Below are 21,547 nucleotides of genomic sequence, written 5' to 3'. Positions count from 1 at the left end.
AACGATAAGGAGGCATGGCAGATCAATGTCGGAAACCATCCAGCTCTCGCTCGCGGAGGTACGCGAGCTTTCGCTCAACGTTCTGCAAACGAACGGCTACTCCGAGGCGCACAGCAAGGCGATCACGGACGTGATCGTCGCGGGCCAGCGCGACGAGTGCCAGTCTCATGGCCTGTATCGCTTGCTGGTCTGCGTTCATACCATTCGCAACGGGAAGGTGGATGGCCACGCGGTGCCGGAAGTCGTCGATCAGGCGAAAGCGATCGTCCGGGTCGATGCCCGCTTTGGTAACTCGCTGCTGGCGTTTCAGACCGGCCTGCCGCATTTCATCCGGAAAGCCCGGGAATGCGGTTTGGCGGCCATGGCCATCAATCGCTGCTTTCACTTCTCCGCGCTCTGGCCCGAAGTGGAATCGCTGGCGAGCGAAGGACTGGTCGCAATGGCCATGACGCCCAGCCACGCGTGGGTGGCCCCTGCCGGCGGAACCAAACCGGTATTCGGAACGAATCCCCTGGCGTTCGCCTGGCCGCGTCCGGGCAGAACGCCATTTGTCTTCGACTTTGCGACCAGCGCGATCGCCAGAGGCGATATCGAGCTTCATCGCCGGCAAGGCAAGGCGCTGCCGGAGGGGTGGGCCATCGATGCGGACGGGAACCCGACGACCGACCCGCTGGCGGCCCTGAAAGGCGCCATGCTGACGTTCGGCGGGCACAAGGGGTCTGCGTTGTCCGCGATGATCGAACTGATGGCCGGCCCGCTGATCGGCGACATGACCAGCGCCGAATCCATGGCGTTCGATGCGAGCGCGGGGGCCACGCCTTGTCATGGCGAACTGCTGCTGGCATTCGATCCCACCGTCTTTCTGGGCGATCGGGCCAGCGAGTACCTTGAGAAAGCCGAGAGCCTGTTCGAGGCAATCACGAGCCAGGGCGCGCGCTTGCCGTCGCAACGCCGCTACGCCGCGCGAGCCAGGAGCGATGAGGCGGGCGTGACGGTGCCACGGGCGCTGTACGAGGATCTGCTCAAGCTGCGATAGCCGAGCCATCCTATGACGACGATTCGCGTACCGCCTCGGCTCGCGAATCGCCGGCGATTGGCGGCTTACTCGAAGTCTGGCTCGCCCTGCCAGTCAAAGAAGTCCGGCATCTGGCTCGATACGCGGTTCGGGAACTGTGCCGGACGCTTCTCGAGAAAGCTCGCAATACCTTCCTTCGCATCGTCCGACTGACCACGCGACTGGATCGCGCGGCTATCCACCTTGTGGGCGTCCATGGGATGAGCGGCCCCTGCCATGCGCCAGATCATCTGGCGCGCCATGGCGACCGAAACCGGGGCGGCGTTGTCCGCGATCTCCCTGGCAATGGCATAGGCCGCCGGCAGCAGATCCTCGGGCGCATGGAGCGAACGGACGAGTCCGCGCTCGTGCGCTTCCTGCGCGCTGAATACGCGACCCGAAAAACACCATTCCAGTGCCGTCGAAATCCCCACGACGCGCGACAGGAACCATGACGAAGCCGCTTCCGGCGTAATCCCCCGCCGTGCGAACACGAGGCCGAACTTTGCGTCGGTCGAGGCGATGCGGATGTCCATCGGCAACTGCATGGTGACGCCGACACCAACCGCGGCGCCGTTCACGGCAGCGATGACCGGCTTGAGGCTGCGGAAAATGCGCAGCACGACTCGGCCGCCGCCGTCACGTTTCACGCCGGTCGATCCATAACGCTTCTCGTAGTCGAAGGTGGCGCCACCGCTGGACAGGTCGGCACCCGCGCAGAACGCACGGCCGCTGCCGGTCACGATCACGGCGCGCACATTGTCGTCGGCATCCGTCGCGTCAAATGCCGCGATCAGGTCTTCACACATCTGGTGTGTGAACGCGTTCATCTTCTCGGGGCGGTGAAGCGAAATCGTGGCAATGCCGTTCTGCACGGCGTACTGAAGCGTCTCGAAAGCCGGGGGCGTAGTGGTCATGGTCGCGTGCCTGTTGGGAAGTGGATGCAGCGTAGCACCTGCGGCGCCGTCGTGGTGCGGGGCTTTCGCTGCGCGGAACAGGCCAGGGCCGCGGAGCCGTCGAGCCTTCAAGCTGCTGCTGGGGTAAACGCGGACTTTGATCCGTTTGGGGCCACGGTGGTCTACGACCAACACAACCCCACGCTGTCCGCAACAACCGGGGCAGCCGGCACATTCCGGAAAGTCGCGCTTGCGCCACCGCTTCTAGCCGCTACGAGGAAGCGTCCGAGGCCGGGGCTCATGACACTCGGCCTCGGTGCTTCCCGCCAGGTCATCAGGCGGCGTGACGACGCTTGATGACCTGGCCGTTCCTGGCGCCGGTATGCTGCCCGCCGTGCCAGGTGATGGCGCCGTTGACGATCACGGTGTCGATGCCCTCGGCCGGGCGCGTGGGCGTGTCGTAGTCGGCGGCGTCGCGGATGGTGCCGGCATCGAAGATCACCATGTCGGCATGGTTGCCGACCGCCAGCGTGCCGCGCCCGTGCAGGCCGAAGTTGCGCGCGGTCAGGCCGGTCATCTTCCAGACGGCGGTCTCCAGCGGGAACAGGCCGACCTCGCGGCAGTAATGCCCCAGCACACGCGGGAATGTGCCCCACAGACGCGGGTGCGGATTCTCGCCGACCGGGATGCCATCCGACCCGATCATCGTTTCGTCGAAAGCCAGGATGCGTTGCACGTCGGCTTCGTCCATCAGGAAGTAGATGGCCGTGCCGGGCTGCAGCCGCCGCGCGGCTTCCTGCTTGGCGACGCCCCATTCGCGGGCGATGTCATCCAGGTCGCGGCCCGTGCATTCTGGGTGCGGCACGCTGGAGGCGATGCGCACGCGACCCTCGAGCATGGCGGGTTCGGTGCGGATCATGGTGGAGCCGGCGGTGTAGGGATAGCAGTCGAGCGACACGCACTGGTGCTGCATCGTCTCCTGGATAAAGGGCAGGGTGACGCGGCTGCGGCCGAAGTTTGGCGTGTTCTGCACCTTGTGGTGCGACACCACCACGGGTACTTCCAGCGCGCGGCCGATCTGGAAGGTCTCCTCGAGCGCTTCCATGACCTGATCGGACTCGTTGCGCATGTGCGTGACATAGAGCGCCTTGCGCGCGCTCAGCGGGCGGCAGACTTCGATGATCTCCTCGGTGGTGGCCTTGATCGCCGGCGGGTAGAAGGTACCGGTCGACAGCCCGATGGCACCCGCCTGCATCGCTTCCTCGACCAGCGCCTGCATGGCTGCGATCTCGTCGTCGTTCGCGGGGCGATCCAGCGCGGACATGGTGACCGCGCGCAGCGTGGAGTGCCCCACCATCGCTGCCACGTTCACCGAGCTGGGGGTGGCGCGCAGGGCGTCCAGATAGGCGGCGAAGGTTGTGAAGCGGCCTTCAGGCGGTGCATCGATCAGGCCCAGCGGCATCGGCAGGTCCATGTCGGCGCGTAGCGGTGCAGCGCTGATGCCGCAGTTGCCGGCCACCACCGTGGTCACGCCCTGGGAGATCTTGAACGGCATTGCCGCCTGCGACAGCACCGCCTGGTCGTCGTGGGTATGCGAGTCGATAAAGCCCGGGGCGACGATGCGGCCGGCGGCGTCCAGCGTGCGCTCGGCAGTGTGACCAGCAAGGTCGCCGATAGCGGCGATGCGGCCATCGCGCACGGCAATGTCGGCGGTGAATCGCGGTGCCTTGCTACCGTCGATCACGGTGCCGCCCCGGATCAGCAGATCATGATGGTTCGAAGCCTGCTCAGCCATGCTACGGGTCTCCTGGAGTGGCATTGGGGGTGTCCTTCAGCGGAAATGACAGGCGACCTGGTGGCCGCCCGGCGCATCCGACGGGCGCGCCGTCAGCGCCGGTGCCTGCTCGCGGCAAATGGGCTGCGCAAGCGGGCAGCGCGTATGGAAGTGGCAGCCAGAGGGCGGGTTTGCCGGGCTGGGCGGATCGCCCTGCAGCAGAATGCGTCGTGCCGGCGCGCGCGGGTTTGGCACCGGCGCGGCCGACAGCAGAATCTCCGTATAGGGGTGGCGCGGCGTAGAGAACAGCGCATCGCGATCGGCCAGTTCGACGATGCGACCCAGGTACATCACGGCCACGCGGCGGCTGATATGGCGCACCACGGCCAGATCATGGGCGACGAAGAGATAGGCGATGCCGAACTCCTGCTGCAGGTCCATCAGCAGGTTGACGACCTGGGCCTGCACCGATACGTCGAGCGCGGAGACCGGTTCGTCGCACACGATCAGCTTGGGCTGCATGGCCAGTGCGCGGGCGATGCCGAGCCGCTGGCGTTGCCCGCCCGAGAACTCATGCGGATACTTCGCGGTGGCCTCGGGGCGCAGGCCGACCTTGCCGAACAGCCACTGCACGCGCGCCTCGCGCTCCGCGCGGGAGCGCATCCCGAAGTTGCGCAGCGGCTCCGCGACGATTTCTCCCGCAGTCAGACGGGGGCTCAGCGAAGCATACGGGTCCTGGAAGATGATCTGTAGTTCGCGCCGGCGGCGACGCATCTCTCCGGCCGACAGGGTCAGCAGTTCCTCGCCGTCCAGCCTGACCGAGCCTGCGGTGGGCTCTACCAGACGCAGCACGGACTTTGCGGTGGTGGTCTTGCCGCAGCCGGATTCGCCCACCAGGGACAGTGTTTCGCCACGAGCGACCGTGAAGGAGACGTTATCAACCGCCTGGATCGGCCGGGGCGGCGGCGAGGGCCAGCGGCGCGGTGCAGTGTAGTGCTTGCGCAGCCCGTCCACCTGCAGCAGCGGCGCGGCCTGCGCGGTCGCTGCGATGGGTTCCTGAGAGGGGTTCATGCAAGGGTCTCCGGGGTACTGTCGACTGGTGCGACGCCATCGGATTGACGTGTCTCGACGGCGAAGCAGGCCACGAAGTGGTCGGCGCCCTGTGCCGAAAGCCGAGGCATCTCCGTGTGACAGCGGGCCTGCGCCTGGGCACAGCGGGGCGCGAAGGCGCAGCCGCGCTGTGGTTGCTGGGGCGACGGCACCAACCCGGGGATCTCGGTCAGGCGGCTGCTGCCGGTGTTCATCGACGGCATGGACGCCATCAGGGCACGTGTGTAGGGATGCAGCGGACGGTCGAACAGATCGGCCACGTTCGCTTCTTCGACTTTGCGCCCGGCGTACATCACCACCACGCGATGACAGCTCTCCGCCACCACGCCGAGGTCGTGCGTGATCATCACCACGCCGGTGCCCAGCTCCTGCTGCAGGCGTCGGATCAGGTCGAGGATCTGCGCCTGGATGGTCACGTCCAGCGCGGTGGTGGGCTCGTCGGCGATCAGCACCTCGGGGTTGCAGGCCAGCGCGAGCGCGATCATCACGCGCTGGCGCATGCCGCCAGAGAGCTGATGCGGATACTCGTTCGCGCGCCGCTCGGGCTCGGGGATCTGCACGAGGCGCAGCATGTCGATCGCGCGGGCAAGCGCTTCGGCATGGCTCGCCCCTTGGTGCAGGCGTACGGTTTCCGCGATCTGGCGGCCGATGGTCAAGACCGGGTTGAGCGAGGTCATCGGCTCCTGGAAGATCATGGAGATGCGGTTGCCACGGATGCGGCGCATCTCGCGCTCGCCGAGCGTGAGCAGATCGGTCCCGTCGAGCAGGACGGCGCCTGTCACATGCGCGGGTGGCGCGGACAGCAGCCGCATGATGGAGAGCGCGGTCACACTCTTGCCGCAGCCGGATTCACCGACCACACCCAGTGTCTGGCCGGCGCGCACCGTGTAGGAGACACCGTTGACCGATCGCGCGGGGCCGGTCAGGGTGTCGAAGCGCACGTGCAGGTCCTGTACTTCCAGCAGTGGTGTGCCGGCGGGGAGTGCCTTGCGGGTGGACGTCATGGCAGTTCCCATCTCAGAGTTGGCGCGCCAGGCGCGGATCGAGCGCATCGCGCAGGCCGTCGCCGAGCAGGTTGATAGCGAGCACGGTGGCGGCCAGCAGCAGGCCGGGATACAGCAGGATGTGGAAAGCCACGGCAACGAAGTTGCGGCCCTCGGCCATGATGTTGCCCCAGCTTGGCGTCTGCGCCGGCACGCCCACGCCGAGGAAGGACAGCGCCGCCTCGGTCAGAACGGCCGCTGCCGCGACAAAGGTGGCCTGCACGATCAGCGGCGCGACCATGTTGGGCAGCACGTGGCGCAGCAGGATCACCGGCAGCCGCGTGCCAACCGCGTGCGCGGCTTCGACGTACAGTTGCTCGCGCAGGGTCAGCGCCATCGAGCGAACCAGCCGCACCACGCGCGGCACCTCGGGGACGGTGATGGCGACGATCACCGCACCCAGGCTGGCCTGGGTCAGTGCCATCAGCGCGATCGCCAGCAGGATGCCCGGGATGGCCATCAGCCCGTCCATCACGCGCATGAGAAAGCCGTCGGTCCAGCGCACGAAGCCGGCGGTCAGGCCGATGCTGACGCCCAGCACGGTGGATAGCAGGCCGACCGAGAGGGCGACGATCATCGACACGCGGCCGCCCCAGACCGCGCGGCTGAACACGTCGCGGCCCAGCGCATCGGTGCCGAACCAGTGTTCGGCGGAAGGCGGCTGCATACGCGCCAGCGGGTCAATGTCCTGCGGGTCGAACGGCGAGATCCACGGCGCGGCGATCGCCAGCGCGGCAACGGCCAGCAGGAGCACGGCGCCAATGACGAGGGTGGGATGCTTGCGCGCCCAGTACCAGCGGGGCAGCACGAACGGCGCGTCGTCGTCCGCCGGCCGTGCGGCGGCGTCCTGGCGCGAGGGCAGGGTAGCGGTCATGGCGGCTCAGTATTTGATGCGGGGATCGAACAGCCGGTAGCTGAGGTCGATCATCAGGTTGATCAGCACATAGGCACCTGCCGAGAGCAGCAGCACGCTCTGGATGACCGGGTAGTCGTGGCGTTGCACCGAATCCACCACCAGCCGGCCGACGCCTGGAATCGCGAACACGGTCTCGGTCACCACCACGCCGCCGATCAGCAGCGCGATGCCGGTGCCGACCGTGGTCGCAATCGGGATGGCCGCGTTGCGCAGCGCATGGCCGAGCACCGGCAGCACACCGAGCCCCTTGGCGCGGGCGGTGCGGATGTAGTCTTCGTGCAGCACTTCCAGCACCGTGGCGCGCGTCATGCGGGTGATCAGGGCGATGTACACCAACGCCAGGTTGACGCACGGCAGCACCAGGCTACGTAGCCAGCCCCCGGCGCCATCGGCCAGCCGGGCATAGCCCTGCACCGGAAACCACGGCAACTGGATCGCGAACGCATAGACCAGCAGGTAGCCCACAAGGAATACCGGGAGCGAGAACGCCAGCACGGCGAACAGCATCACCAGCCGGTCGATCCAGCTACCCGCGCGATAGGCCGCCAGCGTGCCCAGCGGCACCGATACCAGCAGCGTCAGCAGCATGGTCAGCGCGGCGATTGACAGCGTCGGCTCCAGCCGCTGGGCCAGCAGCTCGGTCACCGGCATCTGCGTGAAGATGGAGGTGCCCAGGTCTCCGCTGGCGAGCCGTCCGGCCCAGAGCCCGAACTGTTGCCACAGCGGCTGGTCGAGGCCAAGCGTGGCACGCAGGCGCGCGATGTCCTCGACAGTGGCAAGGTCGCCCGCGATCAGTGCCGCCGGGTCGCCCGGCGACAGGTGGATCAGCAGGAAGACCACGATGGCCACCACGGCCATCACCGGCAGCGTGGCCAGCAGGCGGCGGATCAGGTAACCCATGGCAGGCTCGCTCAGCGGTCAAGCGCCCAGACCGTGGGTACGCCGCCCCACAGCTTGTCCAGGCCCTTCAGGTTGGCCCGCGCGGCGAACGCGGACGAGTACTGCCCGGTGTTCACGTACGGCACCGCTTCATAGGCGCGCTTCTGGAAGGCATCGAGCAGATCGCGCCGCTTGGCCGGCACCATCTCGCGCACCCACGCGCTGCGCAATTCATCCAGCGGCTTGTCGCACGGCCAGCCCGGCAGGCTGTTGCCGCAGGCGGCGCTGAGGTAGGCATTGGTAACCGGGGTGTTGACGTCGAACTCGCCTGCCACGGTCACATACATGTTCCAGCCACCGGCATCCGGCGCGTCACGCTTGGCACGTCGCGCGCCGATCGAGGCCCAGTCCATGTTCTGCATGTCGACGTTGATGCCGATGCTGCGCATGGTCTGCGCGGCCATCAGCGCCTCGGCGTTCAGCGCGGTGATGTCGGTGGGCACCAGCAACACCACCTTTTCACCCTTGTAGCCCGAGGCCGCAAGCATCTGCTTGGCCTTGGCGACGTCCGGTTTGCGGAAGGGTTCGGCGCCGGCGGCCGTGTCGTTGGGGCTGCCGCAAATGAAGTACGTGGCGCAGTAGTTCATGCGCATGTCCAGCGGGAAGCCCATGGCCGCGGTGAAGCGCTCCTGGCTGACCGCCTGCAGCAGGGCCTGGCGTACCTTCGGATTGTTGAAGGGCGGGTGCAACTGGTTCATCACCAGCATTCCCTGGTAGGTGCCGCCAGAGCCGACCTTGAGGCTGTTGTCGGAACGCAGCGGCGTGATGTAGTCCGGTGGCAACTGCTCGATCAGGTCCACCTCGCCGCGCTTGAGGGCGGCGACCGCGCTGTTGGCGTCGGGGAGGTACAGCCATTCGATGCGATCGAAGTGGCTGGTCTTGTTGCCGGCCAGACCGCTTGGTGCTTCGCGGCGGCCCGTGTAGTTGGGGTTGCGCACGAACACGGCCTTGTTGCCCGGCACCCATTCGTCGCGCTTGAACAGATAGGGACCGGAACCCACCACTTCGTTCAGCGGCGCGGTGGCCGGTTGCTTGGCCAGGCGTTCGGGCAGGATCACCGGTGGAAAGCCGGAGGGCTTGGCCAGCGCTTCCAGCACCAGCCCAAAGGGCTGCTGTAGCGTCAGCGTGAAGGTGCGTGCGTCGACGACCTTCCACTCGGCGCCGGCCTCGCCCATCGAGCGTCCCAGGCTGTCGCGCGCGCCCCAGCGCTGCAACGATGCCACTGCGTCCGCGGCGGTCACGGCGTTGCCATCGGAGAACTTCAGGCCGGGACGCAGCGTGAAGCTCCACTGTTTGCCGTCCTTGCTGCTGGTGTACTTCTCCACCATCTGCGGTTGCGGCTTGCCGGTCGCGTCCTGCGCGAACAGCGTGTCATAGACCATATAGCCGAAGTTGCGCGTGATGTAGGCCGTGGTGAAGGTCGGGTCGAGGATCTTCAGGTCGGCGTGCGGCACGATCTTCAGCGTCCTGGCGGGTGCCTGCGCCTGCGCCGGCAGGCTGGTGCCGGCCAGCAACAGGGCACCCATGACGAGAGTGGCGAGCGGTCGGTGTTGCATGTCTTGTCTCCTCCTTGTCTTGCTTTGTCCTGATGCTTGTCAGGTGTCTTGGTATTGGAGTCTCTGCGTCCCGCGAATCAGGCGGGATCGAGGGGCCACTTCGGGCGGTGAACCTTGCGGTAGGGCAGGGTACGCAGGTCCAGCGTCACCGCACCCGGCGCTCCGGCATAGATCACGTGGCGCGCGATCTTCGCGAAGGACGCGTAGAAATGCTGCGACGACTTGACCACGATGATCTTCTTTGCGGCGAGGTCGCAGCCAAGCTGGGTAAAGAGATCGGTTCCCATGGCCTGGTTGCGCAGCGTGATCAGAACGATGTCGATGCCGTTGGCCTCCACGAGCGCACTGTCGCCCATCTGCATGGGAGCGTTGGCCAGGCCGGTCATCACCATGTCGGGCATCAGCGCCTTGACTGTGCAATCCAGATCCAGCGGCTCGCCGGAGAGCGGGCTGATCTTGCCGCCGATGCGCAGCGGCAGGCGCGCGCCCACGCCGGCCTCGAACGCGATGCGTGCCGCGATTGGGTCCCACATCGGGCCGATGGCCGCATTGACGATGCCACGTTCGATCATGCGACGCAGGATGAAGGTGGAATCGCCCGCCGCGCCACCGCCCGGGTTGTCGGCGCCATCCGCCAGCACCACCGGGCCACCGTCAAAGGCCAGTGCCTCGTCCAGCGCGGCGTCGATGCGGGGGTACGGCACGTCGAGCGCCTCGCGCATGTCGATCAGTTCATCGGCCAGCCGGCGTGCGAGCGTCTGGGCCGCGGTAGCGTCGCCGTCCGTGTAGACCAGTACCCTGGTGCCCATCTCGGGTACGTCGCCCCAGGAGAATCCGTGCGCGATCGAGATCGACAGGACGCCGTTGTGGCCTTCCAGTGCCTGGATGCGGTCGACGAAGCCACGCGCAGGCTGGCGCGACGTATGCACCGTGACGATCATGCCGCAGTCGACCACCGCCGGTACCGGACGGATCTTGCCCTCCACCTTGGCCGCGCACAGGTCGACCAGTTCGATCGCGCGTTCGAGCACGTCTGTGTGCGGGTACTCCTTGAAGGCGATCAGAAGGTCGGCATGCGTGGTCATGGCGGGCGACAGGTGGCAGTGCGGATCGAGTTCCGCGCCAATCACCACATCGGGGCCGACAATGGCGCGCACCCGTTGCAGCAGGTCGCCTTCGCAGTCGTCGTAGCCATCGGCGACCATGGCGCCGTGCAGGCCGAGCAGCACCATGTCCACCGGCAGCGCCGCGCGCAGATCGGCCAGCAGTTCCTCGCGCAGCGTTTCATAGGCGTGCCGCGTGGTGGTGCCGCTGGGCTGGGCGCCGGCAACCATGCCTTCCAGCAACGTCCAGCCGCGCTCCTTGCCGCGCAGGCGCGCGGCCCACAGCGGTCCGGAAAAGAAGGTCATCTGGTCCGGATGCTGGCCGGCCGGGAAGTAACCACGGTCGCGAAACGATGCGAGCCCGGTCGGCATCGGTGCGAAAGTATTGGTCTCGGTGGCGAGGGAAGCGCTGAACACACGCACGGCTGTCTCCTGGAGTCGTTGTTGTACCTGTCGTTGTGCTTTCGTTTCTTCTGCGCGTGGCCCGTGGATGCCGGGCCCGCTGCTATGAGGCCGCAGCGCGGCGCAACCGCGCGGGCCCCAGCATTTCGGCGGTCAGCCCGAAGGACGCGGCGTGCGCGGGCACAGGCAGGCCACGCGCCAGCGCGGCGCAGGTCTCGCCCATGGCCGCGGACGTCTGGATGCCATAGCCACCCTGCGCAGCCACCCAGAAGAAGCCGGGCGCGCGATCGTCGAAGCCACCGACCAGGTCGCCGTCCGCCACGAAGGAGCGCAGGCCGGCCCAGGTACGGGCGGGATGGCGGATCGTCAGCGTGGTGGCTTCCTCGATGCGGTGGATCGCCATCGCGATATCCAGTTCCTCGGGCTGCACGTCTTGCGGCTCGACCGGGTCGGCATTGGCCGGAGAGCCGAGCAACATGCCAGCGTCGGGCTTGATGTACCAGGACTCGTCGGCACTGTGCACCATGGGCCAGCCATGGCTGTCGACGCCGGCGGGCGGCTGGAAAACAAAGGCCGAACGCCGGCAGGGCTGCAAGCCAAGCGGGGAGACGCCGGCCTGGCGCGCGATCACGTCGGCCCACGCACCGGCGGCATTCAGCACGACCGGCGCTTCGTAGACGGCTTGTCCCGCTTCCACGCGCCAGACATCGCCATGACGCGCGATGGCGCGGACCTCCGCGTCGCAGACCAGCTTGCCACCGGCCTGACGTATGCCACGCAGGTAGCCTTGATGGATCGCATGGACATCCATGTCGGCCGCGCCGGGCTCGTAGACCGCGCCGATCACCATCTCCGGACGCAGCACGGGCACACGTTCGCAAGCCTGCTGCGCGGTCAGCAGTTCGGCCTCTGGCGCCATCGCGCGCAGGATTTCCCAGTGTTCGTCGAGCAGGGCCTGCTGCCCGGGCGCGGCAACCATCAGCGCGCCGCGCGGCGTCAGCAGCGGATGCGTGGCAAAGCCCTGCGGCGGATTTGCGAGAAAGGCGTGGCTGGCCATCGTCAGCGCGCGCACCTGAGGCGTGCCGTAGCTTTCCATGAACAGCGCGGCGGATCGGCCGGTGGAGTGATAGCCCGGCTGGCTTTCCCGCTCCAGCACGGTGACGCTGCCGTGCGGCGCGAGCCAGTACGCGACGGAGGCGCCAGCGATACCTGCGCCGATTACCAGAAAGTCAGAGCGGAGTGGGGCCGTGGTTGCAGTCATTGGCAAGGGGTGCTTGGGGACGTTGCACGCCGGCGCAAGGCGGGGCGCAGGCTCATGGGTCCAGCGAGTGTATTCAAGAATTTGCGAATACGCAAATTGCGGATACGCAAATTATCGGATAAATTGCGGATGCCAAGGGCATACCCCTACGTGGGGGATGTGCCGGGCTCAACAACACGTCATCACGAAAGGATCCTGGCTTGAAAGAGACTAATGCCTCGGCGCACGTGGACCCGTCGCGCACGCTGGACCGGGAGACCTTCGGCAAGCGCCTGCGCGGCGCGCGCAAGGCGCTCGGCTGGACGCTGGCTCACCTTGCCGAGCTGTCCGGCGTATCCATCACCACCATCTCGCGCGCGGAGCGTGGCCAGCTTGCGCTCGGCTACGACAACTTCGCGGCCATCGGCAAAGCGCTGCAGATGGACATGGGCGAGATGTTCGCCGGAGCGGGGGAGACTGCGGCGCCATTCCAGGGGCCCATCGTCACGCGCGCCAATCAGGGCGTGGTCTATACCGGCCAGTCGATCGCCTATGAGTTTCTCTGTACCGAGGCGGCCGGCAAACAGATGAGCCCGACGGTGGCCACCGTCCACGCGCGGCACATCACGGGCCCGGAGGTCTTTGCCAGCCACCCCGGCGAGGAATTCATCTATGTGCTGAGCGGCGAAGTCGAGGTGCACTTCGCGAATGGCGAGTTCGTGCGACTGGCACGCGGGGATTCCTTGTACTTCGATGCCCGGCTGGGACACGCCTATATCAGCGTCAGCCGGCAACTGGCACGTACCATTGGCGTGACCACCAGCGAGAGCCAGCAGATGCGCTCCGCTCAGGCGCTGCCGGCAGCGGTGTCAAGCAAGGTCAAGGAGCGGAGAGCGGTGGCCGCGCCGGGCGCAAAGGCCGTCAGCGGCAAACGTGCAGGCACCGTCGCGAAACGGGCGGTCAAGATCAAGCGTTGATCCATTGATGCGGCTGCCGCGCGATCACGCGGCCTCGGCCTGTCAACCCGGAATCGTCACGCCGCACTCCTGCGCCACCGCATGAAGCTTTTCCAGATCGGGCGGGCCCGGAGGTACCGTTTCATCGATGCGCGAGAAGAGATGCGACGCATTGCCGCCGTGGCTGGTGACAGAGATCATCTCGCCCCCGCCGGTACCGAAGCGGAACGAGTGCGTCGTGCCAGCCGGAATATGGACGAACGTGCCGGCCGGTGCCACGAAGACCTGATCGTCATAGCCGATCTCGACACTGCCCCTGGTGACGTAGAACGATTCGTCCCAGTCGTGGCTATGCGGCGGCGGCCCACTGCCTTCCTCGCCATGCTGCAGGAATACCTCGTAGCCCTGCGTGGCGGCACTTGAGGCCAGCACCGTGATTTTCTCGCCCACGACGTTGAGCGGGCGTGCGTACGCGTCCGGCGTCACTACAAATGGCTCTGGTTTCATGGCTCGCTACCCAGTCGGTCAGGAATCGGATGACTCGGTACTGCGAGGGTGACTATGCGCGTGTCGCGGTATTGCACCGTGCGGTTGCGCACAGACGGAGCCATGGTGATTGCCGCTACGCAAAGCCTACGCCTTGCGCGCCGGCCCTTTCAGACAATGCCGCTTCCCGTCTTGCCCGATTTGGCGCGCGCCTTGCGTTCGGGTACCAGCGAGATGGGGTGCATCCCCTCCAGCCACGACAGCGCATCGACATACGACAGGAACTGTTCGAGATACCCGGGCGACACCTCGCGCATCAGTGACAGTGACCGATGCACCAGATGGTTCGTATTCAGCGGCCCGGCGTTCTCGGGCACACCCGCCTGCGACTGGCGCATTTGCCGGTCGACACTGACGCGGGCCCAGGTGTCGCGGAAGTAGTCGGCCAGTGCCGGTTCGACGGGGGCGGCTCGCTGCGGGATGAGGGCGTTGGGCGTGTGAGCCTGAGCCTGAGCGTTAGCGTTAGCGTGGGTGTGGCTGGTGATGGCCCCAGTGGCTGGCTGCGTATGCTGCCCGAGGCGCTCCCTCAGCGCCGCGAGTTCCGCGAGAGCACTGTGCGGTTGCGACTGTGCCTCTGGCGACGCCACCTCGTCCGAAGCGCCGGCGTCACGCGCCAGCATCGCTCCATACTCCGCCACCAGCCTGGCTACCCGTGCATCGAGCAGACGGCCCGCTTCGCCGCTATAGCCGGACGCGCGTTGCGCCATCGTCTCGATAAAGCGAAAGCGGACGGGGTCCGCACGGTCTGCGCCGCTGTCGCGCCAGCCGTCGAGCAGGGTAAGGGGGTCGTGCGGGCCGTCGTTATGCATGGGGTTTCGTGGCCCCGGCCCCGGCAGATACCCTCGGCACTGGCGCGATTTCCACGCGTCGGTTCTTTGCACGGCTTTCCTCCGTGGCATTCGACGCGACCGGCTGCTGCGAGCCGAATGCCGCCGAGAAGATCGAAGCCGGGGGCAGGCCCGCTTCGATCAGCGCGCGGGTTACGGTCAGCGCTCGCTGAGCCGACAGTTCCAGGTTGTCGGCAAATCGCCGGTTGCCTTCCCTGACCTGCTGGTCGTCGGTGAAACCGCTCACCATCAGGATCTCGTCGCGCGCGCCCAGATAGGCCGACAGCGGCGCGGCAAGGCTCTTGAGCAACGCGCGGCCTTCCGGCTGCAACTGGTCGGAATTTAGCGCGAACAGCACATTGCCGCTGATGCCGATGCGTCCGTCCTTGAGCGTGACCCGGCCAGCCGCCAGCGGCCCGGCGAGCGCTTCCTCCAGTGTCTGGCGGCGTTTCAGTTCCTCCTGCCGCTGCTTAACCTCGTTCTCGAGCCGTGCCGACAGTTCCATCTGCACGCCGATCACACCCAGCAGCACCAGCACGAAGGCGCCCAGCATGACCGACATCAGGTCACCGAACACCGCCCAGGCCGGGACGGTGGGCTCCGCGCCGGCGTCGAAATCGTCCGTCATGCCGCCTCGGCTCCGGCTTGCTGCGCGGAGAACTGCTGCAGGTTCTCCAGGATCTGCTTCTGCGACAGCATGCTCAGGTCCACCACCTCGCGGGCCTGCGCCACGTAGTAAGCCAACTGCTCGTCGCTACGCATCATGGACTTGTCGAGCGCGGACTCGATACGGGTGAGGTGCTCCGCCAGCTTGTCATTCGATGCGCTGAACACCTGCACCGCCATGCCAAAGGCTTCGCCCAGGCTTGCCACTTCGACGGCGCTACCCGTGACCTGTGCCGCGATGCCATCCAGCTTGCCGGTCTCCTGCGCCACCTGCTCGGTGAAGCGCGTGCCGACGCGCTCCAGCAGGTCCGCCGTGGTCGTGACGAGCCCATCCACGGCCGCACGTTGCTCGGTGGAGGCGTGATTCACGGCATCGAGCAGCGTGCCAAGCGTTTCGAGCAGACGCCCACGCTCCTCGAGCATTGCGTTGTCGCGTGCCATGCCGTCTGTGAGCTTCTGGCGCAGTTCGGCGATGACGTCGGTGGCGGCCTTGGGTGCTTCAGTTGCGATCTGCGCCAGGCGAGCCACTTCGGCGATGGTGCCGTTGGCCTGCTCCTGCGTGTGTGTGGCGATGTCACTGGCGGTCCGGGCGAGGGCGTCGCGGATCTCCCGCTGATGCTCGGCCGATTGCGTGCTCGCCTGCTGCCATTCGTCGCGCATGGTAGCTGCCATGGTTGCCAGCGTGTCACGCCATGCGGCAAGGCGCTGTTCGTCGCGCGAGGCCAGTTCCGCTTGCAGTGTGGATGCGGCCTGCAACAGGCGGTCGATCTCGGCAACCGTGCCGGAGGCGTGCGTCTGCGCGTGAGCGGCGATGTCGTGCGCGCTTTGCGTCAGGGCATCGCGGACATCCTGCTGATGGGCGGCCGATTGCGAACTGGCCTGTTGCCATTCATCGCGCATCGTGGCGGCCATGGCTGCCAGCGTGTCGCGCCATGTGGCGAGTCGCTGTTCGTCACGTGCGGCCAGTTCCGCTTGCTGCGTGGTTGTGGTTTGCAGAAGACGGTCGATTTCGGCAAGCGTGCCGGTGGTGTGAGCCTGGGCGTGCGTGGCGATGTCGCGCGCGCTTTGCGCCAGGGCGTCACGAACGGCCTGTTGGTGGGTCGCAGATTGCGAGCTGGCCTGTTGCCACTCGTCGCGCATCGTGGCGGCCATGGCTGCCAGCGTGTCGCGCCATGTGGCGAGTCGCTGTTCGTCACGTGCGGCCAGTTCCGCTTGCTGCGTGGTCGTGGTCTGTAGCAGGCGGTCGATCTCGGCAAGCGTGCCGGTCGCGTGAGCCTCGGCGTGCGTGGCAATATCGCGGGCGCTTTGCGTCAGGGCGTCGCGGACATCCTGCTGATGGGCAGCCGATTGCGAGCTGGCCTGTTGCCACTCGTCGCGCATCGTGGCGGCCATAGTCGCCAGCGTGTCGCGCCATGTGGCGAGGCGCTGTTCGTCACGTGCGGCCAGTTCCGCTTGCTGCGTGGTCGTGGTCTGTAGCAGGCGGTCGATCTCGGCAAGCGTGCCGGTCGCGTGAGCCTCGGCGTGCGTGGCGATGTCGCGCGCGCTTTGCGCCAGGGCGTCGCGAACGGCCTGCTGGTCGGCGGCCGATTGCGTGCTGGCCCGTTGCCATTCGTCGCGCATGGTGGCGGCCATGGCTGCCAGCGTGTCGCGCCACGCGGCAAGCCGCGCTTCATCGCGTTCGGCTAGCGCCGTCTGGCGCTCCGTTTCCTGTGCCGCCAATTGCGATTGCAAGTTGGCGTGCGACTGGTTGACTGTCCCGGCGACGTCGGCGGCGTGCTGCGCGAAGGCAGCCGAGGCGTCGGCCATCGCCTGGCGGTTGGCGCTGGCGAGCGATTCGCCCGTATGTTCGAGGCGCGACAGCGCGGTATCCCACGTCCTGGCGGCGTCGGCGGCGGCTGTGTCGAGGCGCGTGCTCATGCCGTCGACCAGTGCCGTCGAGCGTTGCGCGAAGGTTTCGCCGAAGCCATCAAGCGATGCGCGCAGGTCCGACGTCAGGGAGGCGTTCACCTGCTGGTGTTCGGCGAGCGCCTGACGCCAGGTCTCGGCCACGGCGGTAGTGGTGGCGCCGAAGCGGGTGGAGAGGTCGTCCAGATGCTGTCGCACGGTCTGCGTGACGGTGTCGCGCATGGTGGCGGCTTCGCGGGCGAGGCCGGTCATGGTGGTGTCCACGGCTGGCTGGATTGCCGTGCTGGCGGCCCGGGCGCTGTCCGCGATGCCTTCCTTCAGCGACTGCCCCACGGTATCGGCCAGCCGCGCGTAGGCCGCTTCGGTCCGCGTGTGGAAGGCATCCTGGCTGGCCGACAGGCGCTCGCCGAGGGCTTCGTTCTGGCGGGCCATCGTCGTGGCCATGGTTTCCAGTCGATCTACCAGCGTGGGCATCAGTTCGGTCTGGCGTTGCAGCAGGGCGAATACCGTATCGTGCTGGTGATGGCGCGAATGCGTGCGCAACGTGGTGGCGATGCGCTCGTCCAGCATCTGCGCCGCTTGCACGCGCTCGCGGCGGGCAAGCGTCGAAAGCAACCCGAGCATGGCCGAGGTGGCTACGCCAGCCACAGACGTCCCGAAGGCGAAGCCAAGACCCTTGACCGGGGCTGCCAGCGAGGCGCGGATCGCCTGCAGGTCGGCGGCGCTTTCCAGTGCGACGCCAGTGCTGCGTAGCGTGCCGACCATGCCGAGGAAGGTGCCGAGCATCCCCAGCAGCACCAGCAGGCCGACCAGATACGGCGTCATCGACGGGCCAGGAAGCGCAACGCGCTCGCCCTCCACGCGCAGGCGTACCGCATTGCGCAGGCTGGGATGCAGGCTGTCGAGCCACACGCCGAGGCTGGTCGGCGGCGCGGCCAGGTTGGCAAGCGCGACGGGCAGGGTGGCTGTGGCCTGGCGGTAGCGGCGCAGTTCGAACGCGCCGCCTACGTAAAACCCGCCAATGAGCAGCGTGACGGCCAGCGCCAGCGCATTCGTGCCCGCATAGCCGGCGCCGACCCAGCCGACGACGGCGAGGCCAGCCAGGAAGACGACGAGTGGCGCGACGAGCGGTGTGAGGTGTCTGTTCATATGGTTCGATCAGATTTCGCGCAGGGCGGCGAGCAGGGCGTCCACGGGCTGGAATCGGATTTCCAACTCGGCCAGCAATACGCTCTGCATGTCCCTGCGAAATACGTTTAGCCACGCGCCCTCGGCGTCGCGCAGCCGCGTGAAATGCGGTTCCAGCATTCCCGGCACTGCGGCAAGCACTGCCTGCTCGCGCGCGCCAAGTACCTGTTCCATGACGGCATCCAGCATGGCCAGCCGGGCTGCCTGCGGCGTGCGCGACGCCAGTGCGGCCCGCAGCCGCCCGCGCAGGCCGGCGATTTCGCGTTCCATCTGCTGCTGCAACGCGATATAGCGCTGGCGATGGACCGCGAAGTCGGCCTCGGCAGGATCGGGCGCGGCCGTCCGCGTCGGCATCCGGCGGCGGCTGTCGGACGACATGCCTTGCCCGGTAATCGCGGCGGTCAGCATGGCGCGCACATGAGTGCCAGCGGCGTCGCCGATACCCCGTTCGCTACCCGGACGCGCCGGTGCGGCGGACGGCACTTCCGGCGGACTGCCGTTGAGCGCGGCCGATAGCGCGATGGCGTCGGTCCAGCCAAGCCACCGGCTCATCACGGCGGACAGCGACGGCACGGCGCCAGCGGCGTCGGTCTCGGTCAGGCGCGCCAGCACGCGCAGCAGTTTCGGGCCGCTGAAACCCGTGCGCTGTGGCACTTGCGTCATGTCGGCAGGATGGGAAAAAGGGGGGAGTTTACACGGTCGCGGCTATGGCGGACGCGGCGCCGGGAGGCGGGTTGCCATTTATCACAGCGTGGTGGCTGCGGTGATGGGTGATTTGGTGATTGGGGGGCAGCGCCTGGAGGGCGGGTGGCATCGAGGGCCATGGCCTGAGTGGGTGCTTGGGGAGGGGGTGAAGGGTGTTGTAGAACGTGTTGGCGAGGGCGGCTTTCGGCGACCAGAAACCTTCGGTGCGTGCAACAGAAAAGACCATCGGCCGTTCCCGAGCGAAGTAGCGTCGTCGCTCCGATGTCTAGGTGTTATTAGCTAGCTGCCCCGCGATATTGCTTGTTGGAAAGTGGCAATCAATGGAGGCGCGCGTCAATCGGATAGGCTCCAGCCACGATGGTCGGGTCGGGCAGTCCTGTCTTGTGCAGGTCCTTCAACTAGTGGCTGAAATTGGGGCAACGCCGCCTTTGGCGCGCGGACCATCGAATTCCCGCTCCTGGCCCGACTCAGCCGCCAGCCATCAGCCCTCTGCGGAAGCCGGCGATGAGCCAAGAAAAACGCCCTCTCAAATTGAGAGGGCGGCGCAAACATCGACGTTCGAAGGGGCACTAAGGCCCGAAGAGCAGAAGCCTGATCAGGCAGCCTTCTGCAGGAAGCCTTGACGTCCACCGTTTCGATTGGGTGCGAACCCGTTGGCCTCCAGCGATTCTTCTACCGTGTCATAGAACACGCCGATCTTGCACATTTCGCGCGCTTCCTTAGCGGTAGCGATCGGGCGGCTCAGCTCGCGAGAGATGCGCACCAGTTGCTCGATCTGTGCTGCGGTGCCAATCTTCTTCGTCCGCGTCTGGTTCCAGAGATTATCTTCCGTGCCGCAGCGAACATGCAGCCCCATTGCAATACCGATGGTGTTGACGGGCAGCACGTTGAGTACCGAGCTTTCCACCGTCACGACTGCGCCATCCGGCACACCGCGCATGAAGTTGGCGAGGCTGTAGACGGTCGGCGAGTCCATGCCGCCGCCAATCGCCACCCAGTTCATGACTAGCGGGCCTTTGTAGATCCCGCGGCGCATCAGCCGCTCCACGGACTCGAAGCTGTTGACGTTGTAGCACTGGAAGGCGCTCTGGATCCCCGCTGCGGTCAGGCGGCGGACGTGCTCCTCCACCCAGCCCGGCTGCGCCGGCACGGTCATCTCTTTGTACGCATTGAAGACCGCGGGATCCTCCATCGAGCTGCCCACGATGTCGCGGTGGTCGAACTGCTCGAGAACGTTCATCTGCGACGTATTGACGGTGACCGTCACTTGGTCGGGCTTGGGGTCGAGTTCGGCCAGCATGTGGCGCGTGTCGTCCGAGAGCCACTTTGCTGCCGCGCCTTCGGTTTCAGGAGCGAAACTGATGGATCCGCCGACCTGGATAATCATCTCCGGCACGCGGGCGCGGACGCCTGCGATAAGCTCATTGAACTTGGACAGACGCTTGGAGCCCTTACCGTCGAGTTCGCGCACATGAAGGTGCAGCACGGTGGCGCCGGCGTTGTAGCAATCCACTGCTTTCTGGATTTGCTCCTCCATGGTGACAGGGATCTCCTCGGGAAAGTCCGACGGAACCCACGAGGGCGCATAAGGCGCAGCGGTGATGATCAGCGGTTGCTGGTTTTCGGGGAACAGGTGTCCGTCAAGAAAGTTCATGGCAGGTCCGGGAAGAGAGATTGTGGAGCTTGGCTTTTGGCGCTACCACTTCCAGCAAATATGAAGTACGGGAAGTACCGGCTTGGTGCTCCTGTCGATCAAGAACTGCCACAGGCTCGGGGTAGCGCTGCCGGGTTTAATCGAGACCGATACCGACTGGCCCCAACCCAGCCATTATTTGCGAAGATCAATCCGTTCATTTGTCATATGGGGACATAGATTTAACGAACCGGGACACCCCCTCGGAACCCCTAAGTAAAGACGCGAGGCGAAATGCACTCCCCTCGAGCAGGCGGGATAAAAGCGGCCGCCAGGGTAGGGCGGCGAGGTGGTCTTCCAGAGTCAGGTGAGGATGGGCATCGTCCCCCCGGATACAAAACTGACGCCAAGGCCGGACTGGGTGCCCACATGGGACAACCTCAATGCTGAGCAGAAGAAACTCTATGCCGCGTTCATGGAGAACTATGCCGGATACTTCGCCTTCACTGACCGCGAAGTTGGACGACTGCTTGACGCGGTCAAGCAACTCCCGGATGCCGACAACACACTGATCATCTACGTTGTCGGCGACAACGGCGCGTCTGGCGAAGGTGGCTCCGATGGTACGTTCAACGAGACCAAGTCACTGAACGGCGTGCCAACGCCGATTGAGGACAACCTGTAACGAGTCGCGCAACTGGGCGGCCCCGAATCGGAACCGCACTACCCTATAGGCTGGGCCCGGGCAGGCAACACGCCTTTTCAGTGGAGGAAACAGGTAGTGCCGCACTTGGGCGGATCGCGGAATCCGACGGTTGTGTCATGGCCGGCGCGGATCAATCCCGACGACAAGCCCCGTGATGCGCTCCTTCACCTGATGGACGTTATGCCAACCATTCTCGAGGCGCCGCACATTTCAATGCCGAAGACGGTCAATGGCATCGTGCAGAAGCCACCTGCCGGCAACTCATTTCTCGCTATGTGCCACAGGAAGATCGCGTGCAGCTTTCCCTTGTAGGAACAGCCATCACAACACGCGACCGTGCGCAAAGCCCGGTGATGCCGTCCCTTATCTCGGATTGTCCGCC

The 21,547-nt window shown here is 66.3% G+C and carries 17 protein-coding genes and 1 pseudogene; 3 read left to right on the top strand and 15 right to left on the bottom strand.

What is annotated here, in order from left to right; genetic code table 11:
* Nucleotides 1-25 precede the first annotated feature (25 nt).
* Nucleotides 26-1,036, top strand: a complete 1,011-nt coding sequence (locus RMET_RS26095; RefSeq protein ID WP_011519500.1) for an Ldh family oxidoreductase — start codon at nt 26-28, stop codon at nt 1,034-1,036.
* Between the two features lie 65 nt (nt 1,037-1,101).
* Here the strand turns inward: RMET_RS26095 and RMET_RS26090 are convergent, their stop codons facing one another.
* From RMET_RS26090 to RMET_RS26050, 9 genes are all read right to left on the bottom strand, one after another.
* Complete coding sequence (locus tag RMET_RS26090; protein WP_011519499.1) at nt 1,102-1,971, bottom strand: crotonase/enoyl-CoA hydratase family protein; 870 nt, start codon at nt 1,969-1,971, stop codon at nt 1,102-1,104.
* Between the two features lie 313 nt (nt 1,972-2,284).
* Nucleotides 2,285-3,745 (bottom strand): N-acyl-D-amino-acid deacylase family protein, encoded by a 1,461-nt coding sequence (locus RMET_RS26085; protein ID WP_029310102.1) that lies wholly within the window; start codon nt 3,743-3,745, stop codon nt 2,285-2,287.
* Nucleotides 3,746-3,781: 36 nt separating this feature from the next.
* Nucleotides 3,782-4,795 (bottom strand): ABC transporter ATP-binding protein, encoded by a 1,014-nt coding sequence (locus RMET_RS26080; protein WP_011519497.1) that lies wholly within the window; start codon nt 4,793-4,795, stop codon nt 3,782-3,784.
* Nucleotides 4,792-5,838: an ABC transporter ATP-binding protein gene (locus RMET_RS26075; RefSeq protein WP_011519496.1), complete on the bottom strand. Its 1,047-nt coding sequence runs from the start codon at nt 5,836-5,838 to the stop codon at nt 4,792-4,794. Before RMET_RS26075 ends, RMET_RS26080 begins: the two co-directional genes overlap by 4 nt.
* 13 nt (nt 5,839-5,851) lie before the next feature.
* On the bottom strand, nt 5,852-6,751 hold the full coding sequence (locus RMET_RS26070; protein WP_011519495.1) for an ABC transporter permease: 900 nt from the start codon (nt 6,749-6,751) through the stop codon (nt 5,852-5,854).
* A 6-nt stretch (nt 6,752-6,757) separates the two neighbouring features.
* On the bottom strand, nt 6,758-7,693 hold the full coding sequence (locus RMET_RS26065; RefSeq protein ID WP_008642556.1) for an ABC transporter permease: 936 nt from the start codon (nt 7,691-7,693) through the stop codon (nt 6,758-6,760).
* Nucleotides 7,694-7,704: 11 nt separating this feature from the next.
* A complete protein-coding gene (locus tag RMET_RS26060; protein ID WP_011519494.1) occupies nt 7,705-9,288 on the bottom strand; it encodes an ABC transporter substrate-binding protein in 1,584 nt (527 codons plus the stop codon).
* Between the two features lie 77 nt (nt 9,289-9,365).
* The gene (locus tag RMET_RS26055; protein WP_011519493.1) at nt 9,366-10,814 is read right to left on the bottom strand and encodes a M81 family metallopeptidase; all 1,449 of its coding nucleotides are present in this window, start codon (nt 10,812-10,814) and stop codon (nt 9,366-9,368) included.
* An 82-nt stretch (nt 10,815-10,896) separates the two neighbouring features.
* On the bottom strand, nt 10,897-12,054 hold the full coding sequence (locus RMET_RS26050) for an NAD(P)/FAD-dependent oxidoreductase (protein WP_011519492.1): 1,158 nt from the start codon (nt 12,052-12,054) through the stop codon (nt 10,897-10,899).
* Nucleotides 12,055-12,254: 200 nt separating this feature from the next.
* On the opposite strand from RMET_RS26050, the gene RMET_RS26045 reads away from it, so the two are divergent.
* Complete coding sequence (locus tag RMET_RS26045) at nt 12,255-13,010, top strand: helix-turn-helix domain-containing protein (RefSeq protein WP_011519491.1); 756 nt, start codon at nt 12,255-12,257, stop codon at nt 13,008-13,010.
* Nucleotides 13,011-13,052: 42 nt separating this feature from the next.
* On the opposite strand, the gene RMET_RS26040 is transcribed toward RMET_RS26045, so the two are convergent.
* The 6 genes from RMET_RS26040 to RMET_RS26015 form a co-directional block, all read right to left on the bottom strand.
* The gene (locus RMET_RS26040; RefSeq protein ID WP_011519490.1) at nt 13,053-13,496 is read right to left on the bottom strand and encodes a cupin domain-containing protein; all 444 of its coding nucleotides are present in this window, start codon (nt 13,494-13,496) and stop codon (nt 13,053-13,055) included.
* Nucleotides 13,497-13,645: 149 nt separating this feature from the next.
* Nucleotides 13,646-14,344, bottom strand: coding sequence for a DUF2894 domain-containing protein (locus RMET_RS26035; RefSeq protein ID WP_011519489.1), 699 nt, complete (start codon nt 14,342-14,344; stop codon nt 13,646-13,648).
* Nucleotides 14,337-14,990 carry an OmpA family protein gene (locus tag RMET_RS26030; RefSeq protein ID WP_011519488.1) on the bottom strand — a complete coding sequence of 218 codons (654 nt, stop codon included), beginning with the start codon at nt 14,988-14,990 and terminating at the stop codon, nt 14,337-14,339. Before RMET_RS26030 ends, RMET_RS26035 begins: the two co-directional genes overlap by 8 nt.
* Nucleotides 14,987-18,082: a DUF802 domain-containing protein gene (locus RMET_RS26025; RefSeq protein WP_011519487.1), complete on the bottom strand. Its 3,096-nt coding sequence runs from the start codon at nt 18,080-18,082 to the stop codon at nt 14,987-14,989. The genes RMET_RS26030 and RMET_RS26025 overlap by 4 nt, the downstream gene beginning before the upstream one ends.
* Nucleotides 18,083-18,091: 9 nt before the next feature.
* On the bottom strand, nt 18,092-18,784 hold the full coding sequence (locus tag RMET_RS26020) for a DUF3348 domain-containing protein (protein ID WP_011519486.1): 693 nt from the start codon (nt 18,782-18,784) through the stop codon (nt 18,092-18,094).
* A 637-nt stretch (nt 18,785-19,421) separates the two neighbouring features.
* Nucleotides 19,422-20,480: a beta-keto acid cleavage family enzyme gene (locus RMET_RS26015; protein ID WP_008652041.1), complete on the bottom strand. Its 1,059-nt coding sequence runs from the start codon at nt 20,478-20,480 to the stop codon at nt 19,422-19,424.
* Between the two features lie 325 nt (nt 20,481-20,805).
* Here RMET_RS26015 and RMET_RS32915 point away from each other — a divergent pair.
* A pseudogene (locus RMET_RS32915) lies at nt 20,806-21,435 on the top strand (sulfatase-like hydrolase/transferase); the annotation flags it as partial.
* Between the last annotated feature and the right edge of the window lie 112 nt (nt 21,436-21,547).

The organism is Cupriavidus metallidurans CH34 (assembly GCF_000196015.1).
GTDB lineage: Bacteria > Pseudomonadota > Gammaproteobacteria > Burkholderiales > Burkholderiaceae > Cupriavidus > Cupriavidus metallidurans.
The sequence above is the reverse complement of the archived record's forward strand: the minus strand, read 5'-3'. Positions and strand labels throughout refer to the sequence as shown.